Source organism: Micromonospora sp. NPDC005197, from assembly GCF_040608295.1.
Classification (GTDB): Bacteria; Actinomycetota; Actinomycetes; order Mycobacteriales; family Micromonosporaceae; genus Micromonospora.
The window spans coordinates 1-25150 of the sequence record NZ_JBEXHY010000080.1 but is presented as its reverse complement, the minus strand read 5'-3'; the positions used below and the strand labels follow the sequence as shown (position 1 = coordinate 25150).

Genomic DNA, 25150 nt, shown 5'->3' with positions numbered 1-25150 from the left:
ACCCGGACCTGGTCGGCGCGTTCGCCTGCGAGCTGGCGCCGGCCCGTGCCGCGCTGCGCCACTGGCTGACATCGCCACCCGCCGAGCGGGCGGCGACGGACGCGCTCGCAGGACCACCGATGCCGGACGGACCCGACGGCGACGGCATGACCGGCAGATCCGCGACGGCAGACCGGCTCAGCGCCGGGATGCGGTGATGGCGCGTCAGGGCGCGTCACCGGACCGGCGGCTGCGGGTGGCGGGACAGGAAGCATCGCCGGAGCGGCGGCTGCGGGTGGCGGTCGACGTCGCCGGCGCGGATCTCGGGCCGGCGCCGGTCGTCGCCGGCGCGCTGGCGGCAGCCGCCACGGTGGACATCGCGCTGGTCGGCCCGCAGGCGCTCATCCGACCGCTGCTGCCCGGCGGTGTCGCGCCGGCGGGCGTACGAGTGGTGCACGCCCCGGACGTGGTCGGCATGGGTGAGGATCCGGTGGCCGCGACATACGCCAAGCGGCGTTCCTCGCTCCTGGTCGCCGCCGGGGAGGTGGCGGCGGGTCGGGCGGATGCCATGGTGACGCCGGGCAACACCGGCGCGGCGGTGCTCGCGGCCGCCGTCCGGCTGGGTCGGGTGCCGGGGGTGAGCAACCCGGCTTTGGCGACGGTGCTGCCGGTGCCGGGCGCCGGTCCGACCGTGCTGCTGGACATCGGCGCGACGGCGGCGGCCGTACCGGAGTGGCTGGTCGAGTTCGCGGTGCTGGGCGCGGAGTACGCGCGGGGGCGGCTGGGGCTGGCGCGGCCGCGGATCGGCCTGCTGTCCAACGGGCACGAGGCGGTCAAGGGCGGGCCGGTCCGCCGCGACGCGCACCTCCTGCTGGCCACGATGCCCGGTTACAGCGGTCAGATCGAGGCGTACGACGTGCTCGGAGGTCGGGTCGACGTGGCGGTGACCGACGGGTTCACCGGCGACGTGGCGTTGAAGATGTACGAGCGGACGTTGGACGCCACAGTCGGCCTGGCGCTGGACGCGGTGCGGGCGTTCTCACCCATCGGGGCGCTGGCGCGTGAGCGGCGGCGGCGGGTGACCCGGGCGGTGCGCGACGGGCTCGCGGCCGAGCCGGGGGGAGCGCTGCTCGGCGTACGCGGTGTGTGCGTGATCTGCCACGGAACGGCCACCGCGGTCGACGTCGAGGCGAGCGTGCGTATCGCCGGGGAGTGCGTCCGCTCGGGTGTGGTCGAGCGGATCGCCGCCGCCTTCGCGGCCTCGTCGCGCCAACGTCTACGTAGCCGGCGCAGCCCTGTCGACGGATGAGTTATCCGTTCTCGTATCTGGCTTTACCCAGACAAGCGTTGATATGGTTCCGGGATTCCTGGCATGAGGGTGGTGCGATGTCACAACAGTTGATCCAGGTCAGCGATCTGCGCCGGTCGTTCGGCGCGACGACGGCGGTCGACGGGGTGAGCTTCGAGGTGGCCGCGGGCGAGGTGGTCGGCCTGCTCGGGCCCAACGGCGCGGGAAAGACCACCACGATCCACTGTCTCACCACGCTGCTGAAGCCGGACTCCGGCACCGCCCGCGTCGCCGGCTTCGACGTCGTCGCCCAGGGTGCCGAGGTGCGCCGCAGCATCGCGGTCACCGGCCAGTTCGCGGCCCTCGACGAGCTGCTGACCGGCCGGGAGAACCTGGTGCTGTTCGGTCGGCTGCTCGGGCTGGGCCGGCAGGCGGCTGCCGCCCGCGCGGACGAGCTGGTCGACCGCTTCGACCTGGACGAGGTGGCGGGCAAGGCGGTGCGCACCTACTCCGGTGGCCTGCGCCGCCGCCTCGACCTGGCCGCGAGCCTGGTGGTCGACCGGCCCGTGCTGATCCTCGACGAGCCGACCACCGGCCTCGACCCGCGCAGCCGGCGGGCCCTGTGGGAGGTCGTCCGGGAGTTGCGCGACGGCGGCACGGCCGTGCTGCTCACCACGCAGTACCTGGAGGAGGCCGACCAGTTGGCCGGGCGGGTCCTGCTCATCGACCACGGTCGGGTCGCTGCGGAGGGCACCCCCGACGAGCTCAAGCGTCAGCTCGGCGGCGCGGTCTGCGAGGTGCGGATCGAGGACCCGCGGGCCCGGGCGGTCGCGGCCGGGCAGCTACGGGCGGCGTTCGAGGGGCTGACCGAGGACGAGGACGTGCTGCGGCTGGCCGCCGGCTCCGGCACGCTGACCGAGGTGGTGCGGCGGCTGGAGTCGGCGGGTGTGGAGGCCGACGACGTCACCGTGCGGCGGCCCACCCTGGACGAGGTGTTCCTCTCCCTGACCGGGCCCGTCGACGCCGAGAAGGCGGTCGGTGCGGACGCGGCGGGAGCCGGCCGGTGAGCACCACGACGGCGGTGGCGGCCAGCGGGCCGCGGCAGTTCGCCGTCCTGGCCGCCCGCAACCTGCGGCAGGCTCGCGCGGGCCGGTCGGTCGGCCTGACCGTCGTGTTTCCGCTGACGTTCTTCGCCGGTTTCATGGTGGTCTTCCAGCGGCTGATGTCCGACTACGGGATCGCCTACGAGCAGTTCCTTCCGCCCGCGATCGTCGTGCAGACCACCGCCCTGGTCGCCATGTCGGCCTGTTACATGATCGCCGGCGACGCGCGCAGCGGGCTGATCGCCCGGTACCGGACGCTGCCGATGAGCGCGGTCGTGGTGCCGCTGGCCCGGCTCGTGGTGGACGCGGCCCGCGCCGCCGTCGCGGTGGCGGTGATCCTCGTCGCCGCGGTGCTCGTCGGTTTCCGGTTCACCGCCGGGGCGGCCCGCGCCGCGGGCTTCGTCGCGCTGGCGGTCGGCTTCGCGGTGGTGCTCGCGGCGGGCTGCGCGGCCCTGGGGCTGGGCGCCCGCGACCCCGAGCAGGTGTACTCGGCGCTGACCCTGCCGTACCTGGTGCTCACCACGGTCTCCACCGCCTTCGTCCCGGTCGACGCGTTTCCGGGCTGGCTGCAGCCGGTGGTCGAGGTGTCACCGTTCTCCGCCCAGGTCGACGCGTTGCGCGCGCTGTCCACCGAGGGCGCCGACGAGAGGGTGTGGCCGGCGCTCGTCTGGCTGCTGGTCCTGGGGCTGCTGTTCGGCGCGGCCGCGGCACGTTCGTTTCGGAGGAGCCGATGAGTACCGTCACGCAGGCCTCGCTGTTCGCCGGGCGTAACCTTCGCCGGTTCTTCCGGGCGCCGCCCGCGCTGGTCTACGCGTTCGCGTTCCCGGTGCTGCTCCTGCTCACCCAGTACGCGGTCTTCGGCCGGATCGTCGGTGACGGCGACCGGCAGCACTACCTGGAGCGGTTGGCCCCGCTGGTGGTGCTGTCCACCGCCGCGTTCGGGTCGCCGTCGAGCGCCGTCGGTTTCCTGCGCGACCTGCGCGGCGGGCTGGTCGACCGGCTGCGCACCATGCCGGTGGCGCCGGGGGCGCTGCTGGCCGGTCGGGTCGTCGGTGACGTGCTGCGCATCGTCGGAATCGGAGCGCTCACCACGGGCGTGGCGATGCTGCTGGGCTTCCGGTTCCGGGAGGGGCCGCTGGCCGTCGTCGGCTTCTTCGCGGTGATCGCGCTGTTCGGCCTGCTGTGGGCGGCGATCGCGTTGTGGCGGGGCTCCGGTCCCGGTGACGAGGAGTCGCTGCCGCCGTCGCTGACCGGCCCGGCGACCCTTCTGTTCATCTTCTCCTCGGGGTTCGTGCCGGTGTCGGCGTTCCCCTCGGTGGTGCAGCCGGTGGTGCGGGCCAACCCGTTCTCGGTCGCCACCGAGGCGCTGGTCGGCCTGTCCAGTGGCGGGCCGGTGCTGTGGCCGGTGCTGCAGACCCTCGCGTGGGTGCTCGGGTTGGGCACGGTCTGCCTGCTGGTGGCGGTGCGCCGGTTCGGCCGCCGCGCCGACGGCTGAGCCCTCGTCAGACGGGGCTGGCCATCCGGTAGAGCATCTGCTGCCCGCCGGTGGCCAGCAACAGCCCGCTGTCGGACCAGACGCGGGCGCGGGCGCCGAGCACTCCACCGGTGGCGGCGGCGGCCTCGCCCTCCACCAGCAGCCAGCCCGTGCCGTCGTCGCCGCCCTGGAAGCCCACGTACAGGTCCATGCTCGGGGCCATGAACGTGGTCCGCTCGAACGCCTGCACCACCGCCGGGAACTGCACCACGTCGACGGCGAAGACCAGTCGGGCCGCCGCCAGCCAGGGGTCCGCGTCGGCTGGCAACTCCTCGTGCAGCCGTAGCCAGCCCCGGATGGTGGGCACGCCGTCGCGTTGCGGCTGCCAGCCGCCGGCCGGCCAGCCGGCCAGGCGTACCTCGTAGCACCGCTCCCAGATCGGCAGCACCGGCAGGCCGTCGCGGCGCATCAGCTCGACCAGGGTGGGCAGCTCGTCGGGTTTGGGCAGGTCCGGTGGCGGCATCCAGCGCCGTTCGGGGCCGAGCAGGCCGGCGGCGATGGTCCAGACGTACGCGGCGAGCAGGATCCGGCCGCGCTGGCGCAGGGTGACGTGCAGGGCGGCGGCGCGTCGGGTGCCGTGCACGCGGGTGACCTCGACGTCGACCTCGCCGTAGCGCGGCGGCGCGAGAAACTGGCAGCTCAGGCTCACCGGCAGCATGGCGCCGGCCTCCTCGCCCGCCGCGCGCAGCGCGATCGCGGCCAGGTAACCGCCGTTGGGCCCCCAGACCGACCAGTCCTCGCAAAGGTGGGCCTGGTAGTGACCGGGCGCGGTCTGCCGTACCGCGGCGTCGTCCGCGAGACTGGCCATCGAGGGACCCCTTCCGGCGTCGGGACGCGTGAAAACAAGATACTGCAGATCAAAACCAGATACGAGTACGATGCGGCGCATGGATCTGCGTGACAGCGCCGAGGAGGCCGAGTTCCGGGCGGGCCTGCGTGCCTGGTTGGCGGACGCGGTGCCGGTGACCGCCGGCCCGGACGGGGCGCCGCCGCAGGGCCGGTGGGGCGACATCGAGGCGGTGCGGTCGTTCACCCGCGCGCTGCACGCCGCCGGGTACGCGGGCCTGACCTGGCCGGCCGAGCACGGCGGGCGCGGGTTGTCCCCGGCCTACCAGGCGATCTACCTGGAGGAGACGGCGCGGGCCGAGGCCGCCGAGCACATCGGAGTGATCGGCCTGGGCATGGTCGGGCCGACCATCATCGCCTGCGGGTCGCCCGAGCAGCGCGCCTGGTATCTGCCGCGCATCCTCACCGGGGACATCATCTTCTGTCAGGGCTTCTCCGAGCCGGAGGCCGGCAGCGACCTGTCCGCCGTGCGGACGCTCGCGCGCCGCGACGGCGACGAGCTGGTGGTGACCGGGCGCAAGGTGTGGTCGTCGTACGCGCACCTCGCCGACCACTGCCTGCTGCTGGCGCGCACCGACCCCGAAGAGCGTCGCCACCGCGGGCTGACCTGCCTGCTGGTGGACCTGCGCTCGGCCGGCGTCACGGTGCGCCCGATCCGCCAGATGACCGGCGAGGCCGAGTTCGCCGAGATCGAGTTCGACGAGGTGCGGGTGCCGCTCGACGCGGTGGTCGGTGCGCTCGACGACGGATGGCGGGTCGCGATGACCACCCTCGCCCACGAGCGGGGCACCTTCGGGTTCACCCTGACCGCTCGGCTGGACGTGGCGTTCCGCCGGCTGGTCGCGACCGTGAAGGCCCGCGGCCGCGACACCGACCCGGTCGTACGCGACCAGCTCGCCGCCCGCTACGTCGAGTTGGAGGGTCTGCGTTGGACCAACCGGCGGGGGTTGGCCGCGCTGGCGCGTACCGGGGTGCCCGGCCCGGAGACGTCGGTGATCAAGCTGCGCTGGTCGCAGGCGCACCAACGGCTCACCACCCTCGCCGTGCAGCTGCTCGGCGACGACGCCGAACCGGACGGCTGGGACCCCTATTGGCGGCACCAGATGTTGCGCAGCCGCGCCAACACCATCGAGGGCGGCACCTCCGAGGTACTGCGCAACCTGGTCGCCGAGCGCGTACTGGGCCTGCCCCGGTCGTACTGACCGCCGACTCGCCCACGACGAGGGGAGACCTCATGGACTTCGCACTGACCGGTGAGCAGGAGGCGCTGCGGGACACCGCGGCGAAGTACCTCGCCGACGACCGGGCCGCCGACGACGGCCAGGCGTGGGCCGAGGTCACCGACCTGGGCTGGCTCGACGCGGAGCTGGGCACCGTCGAGTTGGCGCTGCTCGCCGAACGGATGGGCTGGGCGCGCAGCCCATCACCCTGGTGGGCCACCGTGGGCCTGGCCGGCCCGGCGCTGCGGGCGGCGGGCCGGCCGATCGCCGCTGCAGCGACGCTGGCCTGGGCGTGGGCGATCGGCCCCGGCACCCTCGCCGAGGCGGTTGCCGCCGCCCGCCGACCAACAGGCGCACGCTCGTCGACGGACGCCCCGGGTGTTGGCTGCGCCGTCGCGGCCGACGGCACGCTGACCGGCCGCGCGGTCCGCGTGCCACACGCGCTCGACGCGGTGGACCTGGTGGTGGCCGCGACCGGGGCGTCCGGCGTGGAGCTGCGCCTGGTCGACGCGTCGGCGGTGCGGGTGACGCCGGCCGGTGCCGGTGGGCAGGCGCTCGATGAGAGCCGCACCGTCTCGACGGTGGAGCTGACCGGCGTACCCTCGACGCTCCTCGTGGCCGCGGACGCCGCCGCCGACGTGCTCGCGCTGACCCGGCGGCGGGCCCTGGCGCTGCTCGCCGCCGAGGCCGTCGGCGTGGCGGCGAGGGCGCTGACCTGGGCCAGCGGGTACGCCGCCACCCGCACCCAGTTCGGAGCGCCGATCGGCGCCAACCAGGCGGTCGCGCACCCCCTCGCCGAGTGCTACGGCCAGGTCGAGATGGCCCGGTCGCTGGCCTACCGGGCCGCGTGGGCGGTCGACGCCGAGCCGGGCCGGGTCGCCGACCAGGCCGTGCTCACGGCCAGCGTGGCCGCCCGGGAGGCCGCGATGACCGCCTGCGAGGTGGCCATCCAGACCTACGGCGGCAGCGGCTTCACGTGGGAGCAGCCGCTGCACCACTGGTACCGCCGGGCGTGGTGGCTGGCGACCTTCGACGGCACGGTCGCCGACACCCGGGCCGAACTGGCCGGCCTGTTGCTGGACGACTGACCCGGCCGCAGGCGCGCGGGTCCGGCCCACGCCGCCCGCGCGTCGGGGATCAGCCGTCGGTGGTCAGGACGAGCCGGGTCGGTAGGAGCCGAAGCTCCACAGGTTGCCCTCGGCGTCGCGGACCGAATAGCCCTGGCCGCCGTAGTCCTCGTCGCGGAGCTTCTGCACGACCTCGGCGCCGGCGGCGACGACCCGTTCATAGTGCGCCGCCACGTCGTCGAGCACCACGTAGGTCGCGGCGGGCCCGGTGTCCAGAACGAGCCGGCCGTCACTGCCGTCCGTCTGCGAACCGAGCATGACCATGCCGTTGCCCCAGGTCAGTTGCGCGTGACTGATGGAGTCGTCCGGGCCGGGGACGACCAGCTCCGCGCGGAAACCGACGACGTCGACCAGCCACCGGATGGCGGCCGGCGCGTCTCGGTAGCGCAGGGTGGGGATGACTTCCGGGCCTCTGCTCATACCCGAGAGTCTAATGAAGAATCGCGGATAGCACATGTGATGCGTCCTGGCATGTCGTGTGTTCGGCTACGCTGAGCCCATGCTTCGCTACGATTTCGTGGTCGTCGGCGCGGGCGCGGCCGGCGCGGTGCTCGCGGCCCGCCTGAGCGAGGACCCGGGCCGCTCGGTGTTGCTGCTGGAGGCCGGCCCCGACCTCGTCGGGGCCGCGGTGCCCGAGGCGTTGCGGACCGGCTCGGTGGAGGCCGAGGACGGCTTCGACTGGCCCCTGCGGGCGACCGTCGTCGCCGGGCGGGAGGCGCCGCTGCGGCGCGGCCGGGTGGTCGGCGGCTCCACGCAGATCAACGACCGGGGCGCGATGCGGGCCCCGGCCGCCGACTTCGTCTCCTGGGGCGCCCGCGGCCTGCCGGAGTGGGACTGGCCGGCGGTGCTCCCGGCGTTTCGGCGCTTGGAGGCCGACCAGCAGTTCGGCGACCGTGACCACCACGGCGCCGACGGGCCCGTACCGATCACCCGGTGGCCGCGCGGTGAGCTGACGCCGGCGATGGACGGCTTCCTGCAGGCCACGCTCGGCCTGGGCCACGACTACCAGGAGGACATGAACGCCCCCGACGCCGTGGGCATCGGGATGTACCCGCAGAACCGGCGCGACCGGCTGCGGATGTCCACCGCCCTCACCCACCTCGACCCGGCCCGGTCGCGGTCCAATCTGGTCGTTCGCGGCGACGCCGAGGTCGAGCGGGTGCTGCTCGACGACGGGCGGGCGGTGGGTGTGCAGGTCGCGGGGGAGCGGATCGACGCCGGGGAGGTCATCCTCTGCGCCGGCTCGCCGTACACTCCGGCTCTGCTGCTGCGCTCGGGGATCGGCCCCGCCGACGAGCTGCGCGCCGCCGGCATCACGCCGCTCGTCGACCTGCCCGGCGTGGGCGCGGACGTGATCGATCAGCCCGGCGCGATCATCCTGGTGGTCCCCGAGCCGGAGACGATCGGCGGCGACTGGCCGCGTACGCAGCTCATCGCGCGGCTCGCCGGCATCCCGGGCCACGCGGCCGACCAGGCGTTCTACCTGAGCCTGTTCACTGGCATGAGCACGTCGCGGGGCGCCGGCGCGGGTCTGGACCGGATCATCGGCGTCGACCAGGTCAACACCGTGATGATCGGCGACATGGCGATGGCCTCGCGCGGACGCATCTCGGTGCGCGACGCCGACGGGGCGAGCCCACCCGTGGTCGACCTCGGGTTCTACACCGCCGAGGGTGACCTGGCCCGGATGCGCGACGCGTACCGGCACGCGTGGGAGATCGCCAACCAGGCCGCCTTCACCAAGACCGTCGCCCGGTTCGCGCTCGTCGACGACGCGGTGGTGGGCGACGACGAGCAGCTCGACCATCTGCTGCGCGCCACCACGTACAGCCGGTTGAACCTGGTCGGCGGCGCGCGGATGGGCGCGGCGGACGACCCGGGCGCGGTCGTCGACGGGCGGTGCCGGGTACGCGGCGTGGCCAACCTGCGGGTCGTCGACGCCAGCATCGTTCCGGTGCCGCTGCGCGCTCCGGCCGCGTTGACCAGCATCATGATCGGCGAACGCGGGGCCGAGCTGATCGCGGGCTAGCGTCGCGGCAGCGCCGACAGCGCGACGGCGGGGTTGCCCACCACCGCCCGCGCCACGGAGACGTAGCCGTCGAGCAGGCGTACGGCGTCGGACGGGGCCAGCCGTGGCGTGTGGAACAGCACCACCCGCAGGCCGTCGCCGCGCGGGGCGAGCGCCAGCTCGGTGCCGAAGCGGCTTCCGATCGCCTCGGGGACGAGCAACTCGAACTCGGTGTCACCGACGCGTACGCGGTGTGACAGCTCGGCCATCATCTGGAACACCACGTCGTCGACCCGGCCGCCCAGGTTGGCGCTGCCGGTGGCGACGGCCTGGTAGGGCTGCTCCTGGTTGGCGAACGCGGCGGCGGTGGTCGCGTGGGTCGCCTGGAGCAGGGCCGCGAAGGTGGCGAACGGCGGCAGCCGGGTGCGCAGCACCACCATGTTGGCGCAGAACCCGACGGTGCGTTGGCTCTCCGGCCGGGCACGGTTGGCGAACAGCGAGGCGACGGCGAGGTCACCCTGCCCGGTGACCCGGTGCAGGACGGCGTAGTAGACGGCCAGGGCCACGGTGAACAGCGTCGTGCGGTGTCGCCGGGCCAGGGCGCGCAGCCCGTCGGCGACGTCGGCGTCGAGGTCCCGGGCCAGCACGCCGGGGGTGGCGTCCGGGGGCGGCTCGCGGTACGGCAGGCGCGGTAACCGCAGCCCGCTCAGCTGACCGCGCCAGAACTCGCGTTGCCGGTCCAGCTCCGTGCCGGCCAGCCGACCCTCCTGCCAGGCCACGAACTGCGGGTACTGCCAGCGCACCGGGGGCAGCGCGGCCTGGGCGTCAGCGTAGAGGGTGCGCAGCTCCTCGAAGAGCAGCCCGCACGACCACGCGTCGGTGACCAGATGGTGCATGGTGAAGCACACGATCACCTCTCGGTCACTGACCCGCCAGGCAGTGGCCCGGGTCGGCCACTGTGTGACGTCCACCCGGGTGGCCAGCTCGGTGGTGACGGCGGCGTCCGCGGCGGTGTGCGGATCCGGCTCGCCGCGCAGGTCGACCACCCGCAGCTCGACGGGTCGCGGATCGTGCACGAGCTGGGACAGCCGTGGTCCGCGTCCCACGACCGTGGTCCGCAGCGCCTCGTGCCGCGCGGTCAACGCGGTGAGCGCCCGTTCCAGCGCGGTCAGGTCGACCGCGCCGCCGCTGAGGCGGCACAGCAGCGGGCAGTTCAACGCCCCGTGGTCCGCCCGGTAGTGCTCGATGATGCCGAGCAGCCGCTGTCCCACGGAGGCCGGTACGGGTCGGGGGGCCACGCCACGACGGTACCGCTCGTCGTTGTATCTGTCATCAAGGGTCTGGCATCTTGTGTTGTCTCTCGGTACCTTGGGCGCATGTCTGGTCTGTCGGTGACCACCCCCGTGCGTGCGCAGCTGACGTGGCACTACGAGTCCGAGATGCCCCGGGTCCTCTCCCTTTACGAACGGGCCAAGAGCGCACAGTGGAACGCCAGCACGGATGTCGACTGGTCGATCGAGGTGCCGTTCGGTGAGCCGCTGCCCGACGACTCCGCGTTCGCCATGGCGTCGTTCGAGGCGTCCCCGCTGGCGCGGCGCGGCCGTGGAATGTGGGACACGTTCCGCTGGGAGCTCCAGTCGTGGATGGTGAGCCAGTTCCTGCACGGTGAGCAGGGTGCGCTGGTGGTCGCCGCGCGCCTGGTCGAGGTGGTGCCCGACCTCGACAGCAAGTACTACGCCGCGAGTCAGGCCGCCGACGAGGCCCGGCACGTCGAGGCGTTCTCCCGCTACCTGCGCGAGAAGGTGCCGCATCCGTACCCGATCAACCCGGCGCTGTCCGAGCTGATCGAGGACCTGCTCTCCGACTCTCGGTGGGACATCACCGCGCTGGGCATGCAGATCGTGGTCGAGGCCCTCGCGATGGCCGCGTTCCGGCTGGCCAACAGCACCTTCCACGACCGCCTCATCTGCGACATCACCCGCCTCGTAGCCCGCGACGAGGCCCGGCACGTGTCGTTCGGGGTGCTGTCGCTGGAGGGCATCTACCGCGAGATGACAAGCGCCGAACTGGCCGACCGCGAGGAGATGGTGCTCGACTCGGCGAGTCTCATGCGCCGCCGGTTCCTGCTCGAGGACGTCTGGGACCGCATCGAGGTCGACCGGGGCGAGGGTGTCGACTTCGCCGCGCACAACGAGCTGATGATCAAGTATCGGCAGGCCATCTTCGCCCGCGTGGTCACCGCGCTGGCCAACATCGGCCTGCTGACTCCCCGGGTCCGCGACGGCCTGGAGCGGCTGGACCTCATCGGGTTCGCCGACCGCTCGATCCGCGTTCCCCGCGCCTGAGGAGTCGGGAGGAGACATGCCAGTGCCGACCACGCTGACCCTCGACGGCATGTGCGACGACGTCGCGTCGCTGCTCGACGAGCCGGTGTCACCCGACGAGGATCTGCTGGAGCGCGGCCTCGACTCGATCGGGCTGATGCGGCTCGCCGCCCGCTGGGCCGGCGCGGGTCTCACCTTCGCCCAGCTCATCGAGCTGCGCACCGTCCGGCAGTGGCACGCGCTGGCCCACCCGGCGTCGCCGGGCGCTATCGCCGCGAACGATGAGACGCCTATCGACCCGGACGAGCCGTTCGCCCTGGCGACCATGCAGCACGCGTACTGGGTCGGGCGGGCCGGGGAGCAGGCCCTCGGCGGTGTGGGGGCGCACTTCTACAACGAGTTCGACGGCCGTCAGGTGGACCCGGACCGGCTGGACCGGGCCGTCCGAGCCCTGGTGCGCCGCCACGACATGCTGCGCGCCCGCTTCCTCGACGACGGCCGGCAGCAGATCACCCCGGACGGCGCGTGGCCCGGCCTGACCGTGCACGACCTGCGTGACCTGCCGGCGTACGAGCGGGACCGGCGGCTCGCCGATCTGCGCGCCACCCTCTCGCACCGCACCCTGCGGGTGGACCGGGGCGAGGTGTTCGACGTCCAGCTCTGCCTGCTGCCGGACGGGACGAGCCGGGTGCACGTGGAGATCGAGATGCTGGTCGCCGACGCGCACAGCTTCCGGGTGCTCCTCGGCGACCTCGCCCATCTCTACCGCCGGCCCGACGAACCGCTGCCGCCCATCGGCTACAGCTATCCCCAGTACCTGGCCACCCACGAGCGGCGTCGGGCCGACGCCCGCGAGGCCGCGGCCGGCTACTGGCGCCAGCGGGTGCCCGACCTGCCCGGCGGGCCCGACCTGCCGGTGGCAGTGGCCCCGGAGCGGGTCAGCGGGCACCGGGTCATCCGCCACCACCACTGGCTCTCCGGCGCCGACCGGGACCGGCTCGCCGCTCGCGCGCGCGAGCACGGCGTCACCCTGTCGATGGTGTTCCTGACGGCCTTCGCCGAGGTCCTGGCCGCCTGGAGCAGCCGGCAACGCTTCCTGCTCAACCTGCCGCTGTACGACCGGACGCCGTACCACCCGGACGTGCCGTTGCTCAGTGGGGACTTCACCAACCTGCTGCTGCTGGAGGTCGACGCCACCGACGAGGTGCCGTTCGTCGACCGCGCGCGCCGCCTGGGCGAGCAGTTCGCCCGGGACGTGGCGCACAGCGCGTACTCCGGAGTGGACGTGCTGCGCGACCTGGCCCGCGCCCGCTCCGACCGGGCCGTGCTCGCCCCGGTGGTGTTCACCAGCGCGCTCAGCCTCGGCGACCTCTTCGGCGCGGACGTGCGGGAGTGCTTCGGCGACCCGGTGTGGACGTCGTCGCAGACCCCGCAGGTGTGGCTGGACAACCAGGTCACCGAGCGTGAGGGGGGCCTGTACCTCAACTGGGACGTGGTGGCGGAGCTGTTCGGACCGGGTGTGTCGGAGGCGATGTTCGCCGCGTACGTCCGGCTGCTGGCCGGCCTGATCGACGGGGACTGGGCCGCGTCGCCGGGCGACCTGCTGCCGCAGGAGCAGCGGGAGGTCCGGCGGCTGGCGAACGACACCGCCGCGCCGATCACGCCCGGCCTGCTGCACGACGGGTTCTTCGACACCGCGGCCCGGGAGCCGGCTCGGGTGGCGCTGTGCGGTGACGGGGTGGCGGCGTCCTACGGGGAGCTGGCGGGAAGAGCGTTGACGCTGGCGGGGGCGCTGGCGCGGGCCGGGGTCGCGTCGGGTGACGCGGTGGGCGTGTGCCTGCCCAAGGGCGTCGACCAGATCGTCGCGGTGCTGGGAGTGCTCGCCGCCGGTGGCGTGTACGTGCCGGTCGGCATCGACCAACCCGCCGCCCGGCGCGGCCGGATCTGGCAGCGGGCCGGCGTCAGGGCGGTCGTCGGCGCGGACGGGCTCGACCCGGCCGGTGACGGCGGCCCGCCCCTGGACGGCTGCGTTCCCGGGGACGCGGCGTCGCTGGCGTACGTCATCTTCACCTCCGGCTCCACGGGCGAGCCCAAGGGCGTCGAGGTGCCGCACTCCGCCGCCGGCACCACCATCGAGGCCATCCGCCAGCGGTTCGACATCAGCGCGGACGACCGGGTCCTCGCCGTGTCGGCGCTGGACTTCGACCTGTCGGTGTTCGACATCTTCGCCCTGCTCGGCGTCGGCGGCGCGGTGGTGCTGATCGGCGAGGAGCAGCGACGCGACGCGAACGCCTGGCGTCGGCTCGTCGACACGCACCGGGTCACCGTCTGGCAGTCGGTCCCCGCGCTGCTGGACATGCTGCTGACCGCCGCCGAGGCCGACGGCGGGCTGGACCACCTCCGGCTCGCCCTGCTCGGCGGTGACTGGGTCGGCCTGGATCTGCGCGACCGCCTGGTGGCGCTGCGCCCGGACGCCCGGCTCGTCGCCCTGGGCGGCACCACCGAGACCGCCATCCACTCGACAGTCTTCGAGGTCGGTGCGGTGCCGGCGCACTGGCGGTCCATCCCGTACGGGGTTCCGCTGCCCAACCAGCGCTGTCGCGTGGTGGACGGGCGGGGGCGCGACTGCCCGGACTGGGTGGTGGGGGAGTTGTGGATCGGTGGCGCGGGGGTGGCGGCCGGCTACCGGGGAGATCCGGAGCGCACCGCGCAGCGGTTCGTGACGTATGACGGGGTGCGCTGGTATCGCACGGGTGACCTGGGCCGGTACTGGCCGGACGGGACCCTGGAATTCCTGGGCCGGGCGGACTTCCAGGTCAAGATCCGGGGTCATCGCATCGAGTTGGGTGAGGTCGAGGCCGCGCTGACCGACTGCCCCGGCGTCCGGGAGGCAGTCGTGGTGGCCGTGGGCACCAGCACCCGCCGGCTCGCCGCAGCCGTCGTACCCGAGGCGTCCGACGTGGACCCGGAGGCCGTACGGGCGTTCGTCGTGGACCGGCTGCCCGCGTACATGGTGCCCGAGCACGTCGCCGTGCTCGACGCGCTGCCCCTGAGCGGCAACGGCAAGATCGACCGCCCGGCGTTGGCACGACGGCTCGCCGAGGGCGCCGGCAGGTCCACAGCGGTCGAGCCACCCGTCGGACCGGTCGAGACGGCGCTGGCCACCCTCTGGGCCGACCTGCTCGGCGTACCGACCGTCGGCCGCGCCGACAGCTTCTTCACCCTCGGCGGGGACAGCCTGCTCGCCACCCGCCTGCTCGGGCGGATGCGCTCGGCCGGGCTGGCCGGCGGACAACTGCGCCGCCTCTTCGCCGAGCCGACCCTCGCCGGGTTCGCCGCCGGGGTACGCCTCGACACGGGCGCCACGCTGACCGGGACCTTCGTGGCCGACCCGGCGCACCGCCACGAGCCGTTCCCGCCAACCGACGTGCAGCGGGCGTACTGGATGGGTCGCAGCGGCGACTTCGCCCTCGGTGAGGTCGGCTCCCACTGGTACTGGGAGTTCGACGGCGAGGACGTCGACCTCGACCGGCTCACCGCGGCCTGGAACCGCCTCGTTCGCCGACACGAGATGCTGCGGGCCGTCTTCGACCCCGACGGACGCCAACGCGTCCAACCCGAGGTGCCCGAGGTGAGCATCGACGTCGGCGAGGGCGAGGCCGCGCTCACCGACCTACGCGAACGGCTGTCGCACCGGATCGCCGACCCGACCCGCTGGCCGCTGGTGGCCATCGAGGCCGTCCGGTACGGCGAGCGCCGCGTCCGGCTGGCGTTCAGCTTCGACTACATCGTGCTCGACGCCCTCAGCATCGTGACCGTCTTCGCCGAGCTGTCCGCCCTCTACGCCGACCTCGACGCGCCGCTGCGCCCGATCGGCGTGTCGTTTCGCGACTACGTCCTCACCGCCCGGCCCGACGAGGCGACAGTCGAGGCCGACCAGCGCTACTGGTCGGCGCAGGCGGCGGAGCTGCCCCCCGCGCCGCGGTTACCGCTCGCCGTCGACCCGGACCGGGTGCGCGCCCCCCGCTTCGTCCGCCACGCGGCGCGGCTCGGTCCCGCCGAGTGGACCGCCCTGGTCGGCGCCGCCCGCGCCCACGGGGTGAGCCCAGCCGCCGTGCTCGCCACCGCGTACGCCGAGGTGCTGTCGGCCTTCAGCGCGCGGCCGGACCTCACCCTCAACCTGACCCTCTTCGACCGCCGCGAGGTGCACCCCGACATCGACCACGTGCTCGGCGACTTCACCTCGCTGCTGCTCGTCCCGCACCGCCCCGGCGCGGCCGACGACTTCCTGACCGTGGTACGCCGCCTTCAGGAGCGCATGTGGGACGGCATGGAGCACAACGCCGTCTCCGCCATCTGGGTGCTGCGGGAGATCGCGCGGCGCACCGGCGCCCCCGCCGCCATGCCTGTCGTCTTCACCAGCGCGTTGGGCATCAGCGACGAGCTGGTGAGCATGTCCCTACCGTTCGGCGAGCAGATCTGGGGCGCCTCGCAGACCCCGCAGGTGTGGCTGGACAACCAGGTCATGGAACGCGACGGTGGCCTGAGCATCAACTGGGACGTGGTGGCGGAGCTGTTCCCGCCCGACGTGGTGGAGACGATGTTCGCCGCGTACGTCGAGCTGCTGACCGCCCTCGCGGCCGGGAACTGGGCGCGGCCCGTGCCGGTCGGGCTCCCCGCCGGGCAGCGGGCGGTGCGTGAGCGGGTGAACGCGACGGCCGCGCCGATCACGCCCGGTCTGCTGCACGACGGGTTCTTCGACACCGCGGCCCGGGAGCCGGCTCGGGTGGCGTTGCGCGGTGACGGGGTGGCGGTGTCCTACGGGGAGCTGGCCGCTCGGGCGTTGACGCTGGCCGGCGCGCTGGCGCGGGCCGGGGTCGCGCCCGGTGACGCGGTGGGCGTGTGCCTGCCCAAGGGCGTCGACCAGGTCGTCGCGGTGCTGGCGGTGCTCGCCGCCGGTGGCGTGTACGTGCCGGTCGGCATCGACCAACCGGTGGTCCGGCGGGAGCGGATCCTCACCCGCGCCGACGTGAAGACGGTCGTCGGCGCGGACGGGCTCGACCCCGCCGGCGACGGCGGCCCGGCCCTCTACGGCTGCGTCCCGGTGGAGCCGGCGTCGCTGGCGTACGTCATCTTCACCTCCGGCTCGACCGGCGAGCCCAAGGGCGTGGAGGTGTCCCACGCGGCGGCCGGGAACACCATCGCGGCGGTCAACGACCGGCTGCGCCTCGGCCCGGACGACCGGGTCCTCGCCGTGTCGGCGCTGGACTTCGACCTCTCGGTGTACGACATCTTCGCCCTGCTCGGCGTCGGCGGCGCGGTGGTGCTCGTCGAGGAGGGGCAGCGACGCGACGCCCGCGCCTGGCTGCGGCTCGTCCGCGAGCACGACGTCACCATCTGGAACACCGTGCCCGCCCTGCTCGACATGCTGCTCACCGCGGCCGGCGACGAACCGCTCGGCGCGTTGCGGCACGCCCTGGTCTCCGGTGACTGGGTCGGCCTGGACCTGCGTGACCGGCTGGTCGCCCGCCGACCGGACGCCCGACTGACCGCCCTCGGCGGCGCCACCGAGGCGGGCATCTGGTCCAACGCGTTCGAGGTCGACGAGGTGCCGGCGCACTGGCGCTCCATCCCGTACGGCTTCCCGCTGCCCAACCAGCGCTACCGGGTCGTCGACGGGCGGGGGCGCGACTGCCCGGACTGGGTGGTCGGGGAGTTGTGGATCGGTGGGGCCGGGGTGGCGGCCGGCTACCGGGGAGATCCGGAGCGCACCGCGCAGCGGTTCGTGACCCATGACGGGATGCGCTGGTATCGCACGGGTGACCTGGGCCGGTACTGGCCGGACGGGACGCTGGAGTTCCTGGGCCGGGCGGACTTCCAGGTCAAGATCCGCGGTCATCGCATCGAGTTGGGTGAGGTCGAGGCCGCGCTGACCGACTGCCCCGGCGTGCGCGAGGCAGTCGTGGTGGCCGTGGGCACCAGCACCCGCCGGCTCGCCGCAGTCGTCGTACCCGAGCCGGGCGTCACCCTCGACCCGGACGCCACCGGCGCGTTCGTCGTCGACCGGCTGCCCGCGTACATGGTGCCCGAGCACGTCGCCGTGCTCGACGCGCTGCCCCTGAGCGGCAACGGCAAGATCGACCGGGGAGCGGTGGCCACCCTGCTCGCCAGTGGGGACAGCGGACCGGCCGACGAGCCACCCCACGCCGGCCTGGAGAGCGACCTCGGCGCGCTCTGGGCGGAGCTGCTGAACTGCCCCGTTCCCGGCCGCACCCGCAACTTCTTCAGCCTCGGCGGGGACAGCCTGCTCGCCACCCGCCTGCTGGCGGAGCTGCGGGAACGCTACGGCGTCGACCTGCCGATGCGCGGGCTGCTCGACCGACCAACCATCGCGGACCTGGCCACCGCCGTGCAGCACGCCGCCGGCACGTACGAGGAAGGCGCGATTTAACGCTTCCCCAAGGATGAATCCAGGGGATTCCCGGCTCAGACCGCATTCGACCCCGTACCTCGAAAGGAGGTGATCGCATGTCTGACGTCGTCAGCACCGGCACGGTCGCGCTCTACCGTGGCGAGGATCGTCCTCGCGGCGTTCGCGTCGCGGCAAGCGGTGAAACCGCAGGCCGCGCACTCGAAGACTCTGACGTTCAACCCGATGCGCTGCTTGGCTCTCGCCGCGCACGAGGAGCACGTCATGGTCGTGTAGGCGGGCGGAACGAGCACCACCTTCCGGCCCGCCCGCGTGCCCTGCTGGATCAGTTCCCGCTTTGCCGCGCCGATCGCGGCGTCAGCGGCCTTACGTGCCATCGTGGACCTGGCCAGGAACGTCGGTTTGAAATCCTCCACGGCGATCACCTGATGGTGGTCGACGACCCGTTTCGCCCACTGCCGGGAGTCGTGGCTGTTCTGCCGGGCGGCCTTCTTGTGCAGCTTCGCCGCCGCGCGCTTGGCCCTGCGGTAGCCGTTGGACTGTCCGTGCCCACCGGATCGGCGGCGACGGGACATCTTCCGCTGCGCTTTGGCCAGTTCGGCGGCGCACCGCCTGCGATGCCCGAGGTGCGGCAGGTCGAATCGCGCATCGGTGGTTGTGGCGGTGGTCTTCACGCCCCAGTCAACCCCGATTACCCCGGACGCCTCGGGCGCGGCGGCGGCCTCGCGGCGGACGACGAACGACGCGTACCAGTGCCCCAGGCTGTCTTGGTAGACGCGCACGCTGGTCGGCGGAGACGGCAGATCCCGCGACCAAACGACTGGCACGGTGACACCACGGGCAAGGCGCAACCGCCCGTCGGCGATGGTGAAGCCGCGCAGGGTGTATTCCATGCTGGGCAACGACCGTTTGCGGGTCTTCACCGTCGGCAGCCCACGCCCTTTGACACTGAACGACTGGCGCAACGAGGCCGCGTAGGTACGAAGGGTCTGTTGCTGGGCGACCTGCGAGCCGTCGCGCAGCCACGCGTTTCGCGCGCGGGCTTCAGTGAGCATCTTGGACAGGCCGCCGAAGGTGGGCTTCGCGCCGATCTTCTGCTGGTGCACTGCCTCGTTCCACAGGAATCGGCAGCGACCCCATTCGGCGAGCAGCGCGGCCGTCGCGGTCGCGCCGGGACGCAGCCGGTAAGTGTAACGCACTACCTCCAGCACGGAATTCACTCTAGAACACGACGTCGCCTGGTGCCGGTGTGGATGAGGTCAGATCCAGCGACAATGCCATCCACCTGCGGGTTGTCCACGACGCGCAGTACGGCATCGATTGACTCGTCAAGCATGTCGAGGTCAAGTCATCGCGACTTCTGCGGCAGGAATCTCCGCATTTCAAAGTCAGGCTTCCGGATTTCTGGATCAAGGGCTACTTCATCGCCACAAACGGTGCCGCGACCTCGGAGGTGGTCAAGCGCTATGAGGGAAACCAACATAACGCCGAAAGTGATCCCTAACCTCACCACCGCCCACGCCGGGAGCTACTCGGGGTCGGCCATATGAACGGGCAGGACCTCATCGCCGAGCTGGCGCAGTTCGGTGTGCAGCTCTGGGAGGAAGACGGCCAGCTCCGCTTCCGGGCCCCCACCGGCGTTCTCACCGACCAGCGCCGCGCCGCGCTACGCCAGCACAGGGAGCAGGTGCTGGCCGTGCTGCGCGACGCCGCCGCGCCCACCGCCGTGCCGCACCCCGAGCAGCGGTACGAGCCGTTTCCGCTCACCGACGTGCAGAGCGCGTACCTGCTCGGGCGGGGCGACTCGTTCGCCTACGGCGGGGTCGGCTGCCACGGCTACGGCGAGCTGACGTTTCCCGAGCTGGACGTGGATCGGCTGGAACGCGCCTGGCACGAGGTCGTCGCCCGGCACGACATGCTGCGGGCCGTCGTCAACCGCGACGGCTCCCAGCAGGTACGTCCCGACGTGCCGGCGTACCGCATCGAGGTGCGCGACGCCGACGCGGCCGGCTTCGCCGACGCGGTGGCCGCCACCCGGGCGGAGCTGGACCACCGCCGCTACGACCCGCAGCAGTGGCCGCTGTTCGCGTTGCGGGTGACCCGCGGCCCACACCGCAGCGTCCTGCACTTCTCGATCGACTTCCTGATCTGCGACTTCGTCAGCATCAACATCCTGCTCGACGAGCTGGGCCGCCGCTACGCCGGTGAGCCGCCCACCGACGAGCTGACCCTGACGTTCCGCGACCACCTGCTGGCCACCGAACCGCTGCGCGGCGGCCCCCGCCACGACGCCGACCGGGACTGGTGGCTGGCCCGGCTCGACGACCTGCCTGCGGCGCCGGAGCTGCCGCTGCGCGGTGACGCCACGGCCGCGCCGCCCCGCTTCCGTCGCCTCGACCTGCGGCTCGACCCGATCGAGTGGGCCGCGTTGCGTCAGCGCGCCGGGCAGCACGGCGTCAGCCCGTCGGGCGCGGTGCTCGCCGCGTACGTCGAGGTGATCGCCGCGTGGAGCGTGCACCCGCGCTTCACCGTCGACGTCACCCTGCTCAACCGGACGCCGACGCACCCGCAGGTGGACCGGATCGTCGGCGACTTCACCTCGGTCAGCCTGCTCGCCGTGGAGCAGAGCCCGGACGCGCCGGTGCAGGAGCGGGCCAAGCGCATCCAGGCGCAGCTCTGGTCCGACCTGGACCACCGCCGGTTCTCCGGCGTCGACGTCGTCCGCGAGCTGGCCCGCCGTCGGGGCGCCGACGCCGCGCTGATGCCCATCGTCTTCACCAGCGCCATCGGGCTGGGCGGCGACACCGGCGTGGAGGGCTTCGGCGAGCTGGGGTACGGCATCAGCCAGACCCCGCAGGTCTGGATCGACTGCCAGAACATCGAACGCTCGGGTGGGCTGGCCACCAACTGGGACGTCCGCGAGGGCGTCTTCCCCGACGGTGTGGTCGACGAGATGTTCGCCGCGTACGCCGCGTTGCTGCGCCGGCTGGCCGATACCGACGAGGCGTGGGAGGAGCTGGCCCCGGTGGCGCTGCCCGAGGCGAGCGCCCGCCGCCGCGCCGAGGTCAACGACACGGCCGCGCCGCTGCCCGACGGGCTGCTGCACGAGGGGGTGCTCGCCCAGGCGCTGCGAACCCCGGACCGGGTGGCCGTGGTGGCCGCCGACGGCACCCTCACCTACCGGCAGCTCACCGGCCGTGCCACGGCGGTGGCCGCACGGCTGGCCGAGGCCGGCTGCCGGCCCGGTTACCTGGTCGCGGTGATCGCCGACAAGGGCTGGCGGCAGGTGGTCGCGGTGTTCGGCGTCCTGCTGGCCGGTGGGGCGTACGTGCCGGTCGACACGAACCAGCCGCCCGCCCGCCGCGACCTGATCCTCGACGGCGCCGGGATCCGGCACGTCCTCACCGAGGCCGACCGGGTGGACGGCCACTGGCCGGCCCAGGTGACGCCGATCGCGGTGGACGACCTCGACGGGCCCGCGCCAACGGCCCTGCCGGCCCGCGCGGTCGGCCCGGACGACCGCGCGTACGTCATCCACACCTCCGGGTCGACCGGCACCCCGAAGGGCGTGGTGATCACTCACCGGGCGGCCCTGAACACCGTGGCGGACATCAACACCCGGTTCGACGTGACGCCGGACGACCGCGTCCTCGGCCTGGCCAGTCTGGGCTTCGACCTGTCCGTCTACGACCTGTTCGGCCCGCCGGCGGTCGGCGCGGCGCTGGTGCTGCCCGCGCCGCAGCGCCGGGGCGACCCGACCCACTGGGCGGACCTGGTGGCCGAGAACGAGGTCACCATCTGGAACTCGGTGCCGGCGCAGGTGCAGATGCTCGCCGACTATCTCGCGGCCGCGCCGATGGTCCGGATCCCCTCGTTGCGGCTGGCCCTGCTCAGCGGCGACTGGATCCCGGTCACCCTGCCGGACCAGATCCGCGACCTCGTCCCCGGTCTGGCGGTGGTCAGCCTCGGCGGCGCGACCGAGGCCGCCATCTGGTCGATCATCCACCCGATCGGGCGGGTCGACCCCTCCTGGCGCAGCATCCCGTACGGGGTGCCGCTGACCAACCAGACCTGGCACGTCCGCGACGCCGCGCTGCGGCCTCGCCCGGACTGGGTCGCTGGCGAGCTCTATATCGGCGGGGTCGGGCTGGCGCTGGGCTACCTCGGCGACGAGGCGCGCACCGCCGAGCGGTTCGTCACCGACCCGTCCAGCGGCGAGCGGTTGTACCGCACCGGTGACCTGGGCCGCTACCTGCCCGACGGCACGATCGAGTTCCTCGGCCGGGAGGACTTCCAGGTCAAGATCCGCGGCCACCGGATCGAGCTGGCCGAGGTCGAGTCGGCGTTGCTGGCGCACCCGGGCGTGGGCGGGGCGATCGCGGTGGTCGACGGCGACCGTCCACTGGAGCGGCGGCTGGCCGCCGTCGTGCAGCCTGCCGCCGTCGAGCCCGGCCCCGGGCAGCCGGTCGACCCGGCCGGGCCCACCGCGGCCGGGTCCGCGCTCGTCGCCGGCACCGACCTGGGCGCGTACGAGGCGTACCTGCACGAGCTGGACCAGCTCGGCCTCGCCGCCATGCTGGACGCGCTGCGTGCCGCCGGTCTCGCGCTCGACGACCGCCCGCACCGCCTGGCCGAGGTGTACGCGGCCACCCGCGTCGCACCCCGGCACCGCCGGCTGCTGCGCCGCTGGCTGCGGGCGCTCACCGACAGCGGGGTGCTGCGCCACGACGACGACGGCTACCGGCTGGTCAGCGGGCCACCGCCGGCCGCGCGGGCCTGGGACGCGGTGGCCGAGCGGGCGGCGGCGGTCGGGGAGTCCCCCGAGCTGGTCCGCTACTTCCAGGCCAGCGCCGCGGCGCTGCCGGCGCTGCTGCGCGGCGACGAGGACCCCCTCGCGCTGCTCTTTCCCGGCGGCGAGCTGGAGGTGTCGGACAACCTCTACGCCGACGCCCTGTTCAACAGGTGGGCCAACGCGGTCGCGGCGGCGACCGTCCGGTCACTGGCCGAGCGGCTGGACGGGCCCGTGCGAATCGTCGAGGTCGGCGCCGGGTCCGGCGGTACGACCGCTGCGGTGCTCGACGCACTGGACGGTCTCGACGTCGACTACCTCTACACCGACCTGTCGGCGTTCTTCCTCGGCGCCGGCCGGCAACGCTTCGCCGACCGGCCGGGGCTGCGTTTCGCGCAGCTCGACCTCGACGCCGACCTGGCCGGGCAGGGGATGGCGCCGAACAGCGCCGACATCGTGATCGCCGGCGACGTCCTGCACGCCACCCGGGACGTACCGGCCACGCTGGCCCGGCTGCGCGGACTGCTCGCCCCCGGCGGCCACCTGGTGCTGCTGGAGATGACCCGGGAGCACTACCAGATCATGACGTCGCTGGAGCTGCTGGTGCGGCTCGACGACGACCTGGGCGACTTCGCCGACCTGCGCCACGGCACCGACCGCACGTTTCTCACCGGCGACGAGTGGCGCAGCCTGCTCGCCGCCGCCGGGGCGTCGCCCGTACTCGACCTGCCGCCGGCCGCCGACCCGATGGCCGGGCTCGGCATGCGCATCATCGCGGCGCGGGTGAAGGCCGACCGGCGGCGGGTGGTGCCCGACGAGCTGCGGGCGCACCTGACCGACCGGCTGCCCGACTACATGATCCCGAGCGTGCTGCAGGTGGTCGACGAGCTGCCCCGCACGGCCAACGGCAAGCTCGACCGGGCGGCCGTACGCCGGCTGGTGGCGGCCACGACGGCCGGTCCCGAGGCGACCGCCGCGGCCCCGCTCACCGAGTTGGAGGAGCAGCTCGCGGCCGTCTGGGCCGACGTGCTGCGGGTGGAACGGGTCGGGCGGGACGCGGACTTCTTCGCCCTCGGCGGTGACTCGCTGCTCGCGGCGAAACTCGCCGGTCAACTCGCCGAGCGGGTGCCGGCCGCCGCCGACGTGTTCTTCGACGAGTTGCTGCGCCGGATCCTGGAGCACCCGACCGTCGCCGACCTGGCCGATCACCTGGCCGCCGTCGGCGGCGTCCGGCCCGACGAGGAGCCGGCCGTCAGCGACACCGGCGAGGTGGTGACGCTGGCCGGCGAGGGCCCACCCCGCTACGTGCTGGTGCACGACGGCAGCGGCAGCCTCGACGGGTACGCCGGGCTGGCCGAGCGGCTGGCCGCCAGCGGGGCCGTGTGCGGGATCGTCGATGGTGGCCTGCACCGCTACGCGGGTCTCGACCCGGCGCCGCTGGTGCAACGCCTCTCCGCCGACTACACGACCGCGCTGGCCGAGCACGTGTCGGCCGGGGAGCTGGTGCTGGTGGGGCGGGGTGCGGCCGGGGTGCTGGCGTTGGAGCTGGCCCGGCAGCTCACCGAGTCCGGGGTGGACGTCGCCACCCTGGTGATCGCCGACCCGGTCGACGGCGACGGCTACGGCAGTTCCCCGTACGCGGGTGACGTCACATTGCTGTGCGCGGCGGAGCCGGACCCGACGAGCGTCGACTGGTGGCGCGACGTGTGCCTGGGCGAGCTGACCGTGCGACGGGTGCCGGACGACCCGGGCGAGTGGGCCGGTCCGATCGCCGGGGACGGCTGACGTGGCCGCGACGGTCGCCCTGGTGGGCGCCACCGGCGGGGTGGGCCGGCACGCCCTGGCTCACCTGCTGGCCTGGGGCGTGGACGTCGTCCGCGCCGGCGCCCGCGAGCCGGGCCGACTCGACGGCGACGACCCGCGGGTCCAGCTGCGGGCGGTGGACGTCACCGACCCGGCGAGCCTGGACGCGTTCTGCGCCGGCTGCCACACAGTCGTCAACTGCGCCGGGCCGGCGGCCTCGATCGGTGACGCGGTGGCCCGCGCGGCGGCCCGCTGCGGCGCCGGCTACGTCGACGCGGCCGGTGACGACCCGCTGCACGCGGCGGTGTCCGCCCTGCCCGGGGCTGCCGACCGGGTCGCGGTGCTCTCCGCCGGTCTGATGCCCGGCCTGTCCGGGTTGCTCCCCGCCTACCTCGCCGCGCAGATCCCGGGGGCGCGGCGGATGACCGGGTACGTCGGGGGCCGCGACGGCTTCACGCCCGGCGCCGCCCTGGACTTCCTCGCCGCCGGCACCGCCGAGTACGGCGAGCCGTCCGCCGCGTGGCGCGACGGCGCGCGACGCAGCCGCGCCCTCGCCGCCCGGACGGATGTGCCGGTGCCGTTCTTCGACGAGCCGGTGCTGTTGCAGCCGTACCTCAGCACCGAGACCGAGCGGGTCGCCCGCCGGCTCGGCCTGACCGACGTCGACTGGTGGTCGGCGTTCGCCGGCAGCCGGCTGCC

At 73.7% G+C, this 25150-nt stretch carries 16 protein-coding genes and 1 pseudogene; 13 read left to right on the top strand and 4 right to left on the bottom strand.

Annotated elements, in window-relative coordinates; all coding sequences use genetic code 11:
* From ABZU46_RS22510 to ABZU46_RS22490, 5 genes are all read left to right on the top strand, one after another.
* On the top strand, window positions 1-197 hold a 197-nt coding region (locus ABZU46_RS22510), incomplete at its 5' end, for a hypothetical protein (protein WP_354860770.1).
* Window positions 197-1288 (top strand): phosphate acyltransferase PlsX, encoded by a 1092-nt coding sequence (locus tag ABZU46_RS22505; protein ID WP_354860768.1) that lies wholly within the window; start codon window positions 197-199, stop codon window positions 1286-1288. The genes ABZU46_RS22510 and ABZU46_RS22505, both read left to right, overlap by 1 nt.
* A gap of 77 nt (window positions 1289-1365) precedes the next feature.
* Complete coding sequence (locus tag ABZU46_RS22500) at window positions 1366-2334, top strand: ATP-binding cassette domain-containing protein (RefSeq protein WP_354860767.1); 969 nt, start codon at window positions 1366-1368, stop codon at window positions 2332-2334.
* Window positions 2331-3104: an ABC transporter permease gene (locus tag ABZU46_RS22495; protein ID WP_354860765.1), complete on the top strand. Its 774-nt coding sequence runs from the start codon at window positions 2331-2333 to the stop codon at window positions 3102-3104. The genes ABZU46_RS22500 and ABZU46_RS22495 overlap by 4 nt, the downstream gene beginning before the upstream one ends.
* On the top strand, window positions 3101-3865 hold the full coding sequence (locus ABZU46_RS22490; protein ID WP_354860764.1) for an ABC transporter permease: 765 nt from the start codon (window positions 3101-3103) through the stop codon (window positions 3863-3865). Before ABZU46_RS22495 ends, ABZU46_RS22490 begins: the two co-directional genes overlap by 4 nt.
* A 7-nt stretch (window positions 3866-3872) precedes the next feature.
* On the opposite strand, the gene ABZU46_RS22485 is transcribed toward ABZU46_RS22490, so the two are convergent.
* On the bottom strand, window positions 3873-4712 hold the full coding sequence (locus ABZU46_RS22485; RefSeq protein ID WP_354860762.1) for a thioesterase family protein: 840 nt from the start codon (window positions 4710-4712) through the stop codon (window positions 3873-3875).
* A gap of 79 nt (window positions 4713-4791) precedes the next feature.
* On the opposite strand from ABZU46_RS22485, the gene ABZU46_RS22480 reads away from it, so the two are divergent.
* Together ABZU46_RS22480 and ABZU46_RS22475 are read left to right on the top strand one after the other, a co-directional pair.
* The gene (locus tag ABZU46_RS22480) at window positions 4792-5952 is read left to right on the top strand and encodes an acyl-CoA dehydrogenase family protein (RefSeq protein ID WP_354860760.1); all 1161 of its coding nucleotides are present in this window, start codon (window positions 4792-4794) and stop codon (window positions 5950-5952) included.
* A gap of 32 nt (window positions 5953-5984) precedes the next feature.
* On the top strand, window positions 5985-7058 hold the full coding sequence (locus tag ABZU46_RS22475) for an acyl-CoA dehydrogenase (RefSeq protein WP_354860758.1): 1074 nt from the start codon (window positions 5985-5987) through the stop codon (window positions 7056-7058).
* A gap of 63 nt (window positions 7059-7121) precedes the next feature.
* Here ABZU46_RS22475 and ABZU46_RS22470 read toward each other — a convergent pair whose 3' ends face one another.
* Complete coding sequence (locus ABZU46_RS22470) at window positions 7122-7517, bottom strand: VOC family protein (RefSeq protein ID WP_354860756.1); 396 nt, start codon at window positions 7515-7517, stop codon at window positions 7122-7124.
* 79 nt (window positions 7518-7596) lie between these two features.
* Here ABZU46_RS22470 and ABZU46_RS22465 point away from each other — a divergent pair, with 79 nt between their 5' ends.
* Window positions 7597-9126: a GMC family oxidoreductase N-terminal domain-containing protein gene (locus ABZU46_RS22465; protein ID WP_354860754.1), complete on the top strand. Its 1530-nt coding sequence runs from the start codon at window positions 7597-7599 to the stop codon at window positions 9124-9126.
* Here ABZU46_RS22465 and ABZU46_RS22460 read toward each other — a convergent pair.
* Window positions 9123-10403, bottom strand: coding sequence for a condensation domain-containing protein (locus ABZU46_RS22460; protein WP_354860753.1), 1281 nt, complete (start codon window positions 10401-10403; stop codon window positions 9123-9125). The two genes, ABZU46_RS22465 and ABZU46_RS22460, sit on opposite strands and share 4 nt — an antisense overlap.
* A gap of 78 nt (window positions 10404-10481) precedes the next feature.
* Between ABZU46_RS22460 and ABZU46_RS22455 the strand changes: the two genes are divergently transcribed.
* Together ABZU46_RS22455 and ABZU46_RS22450 are read left to right on the top strand one after the other, a co-directional pair.
* Window positions 10482-11450 carry a ferritin-like domain-containing protein gene (locus ABZU46_RS22455; protein WP_354860751.1) on the top strand — a complete coding sequence of 323 codons (969 nt, stop codon included), beginning with the start codon at window positions 10482-10484 and terminating at the stop codon, window positions 11448-11450.
* Between the two features lie 16 nt (window positions 11451-11466).
* Complete coding sequence (locus ABZU46_RS22450) at window positions 11467-17880, top strand: amino acid adenylation domain-containing protein (RefSeq protein ID WP_354860749.1); 6414 nt, start codon at window positions 11467-11469, stop codon at window positions 17878-17880.
* A 35-nt stretch (window positions 17881-17915) separates the two neighbouring features.
* Here the strand turns inward: ABZU46_RS22450 and ABZU46_RS22445 are convergent, their stop codons facing one another.
* Window positions 17916-19070 carry a transposase gene (locus ABZU46_RS22445; protein WP_354860748.1) on the bottom strand — a complete coding sequence of 385 codons (1155 nt, stop codon included), beginning with the start codon at window positions 19068-19070 and terminating at the stop codon, window positions 17916-17918.
* A 125-nt stretch (window positions 19071-19195) separates the two neighbouring features.
* Between ABZU46_RS22445 and ABZU46_RS22440 the strand changes: the two are divergent.
* The 3 genes and pseudogenes from ABZU46_RS22440 to ABZU46_RS22430 all read left to right on the top strand — a co-directional run.
* Window positions 19196-19363 (top strand): annotated as a pseudogene (locus ABZU46_RS22440) (transposase); the annotation flags it as partial.
* A gap of 42 nt (window positions 19364-19405) precedes the next feature.
* Complete coding sequence (locus ABZU46_RS22435; protein WP_354860747.1) at window positions 19406-24433, top strand: amino acid adenylation domain-containing protein; 5028 nt, start codon at window positions 19406-19408, stop codon at window positions 24431-24433.
* Window position 24434: 1 nt separating this feature from the next.
* Window positions 24435-25150 (top strand): NAD(P)H-binding protein (locus tag ABZU46_RS22430; RefSeq protein ID WP_354860745.1); only part of this gene is annotated, 716 nt, incomplete at its 3' end.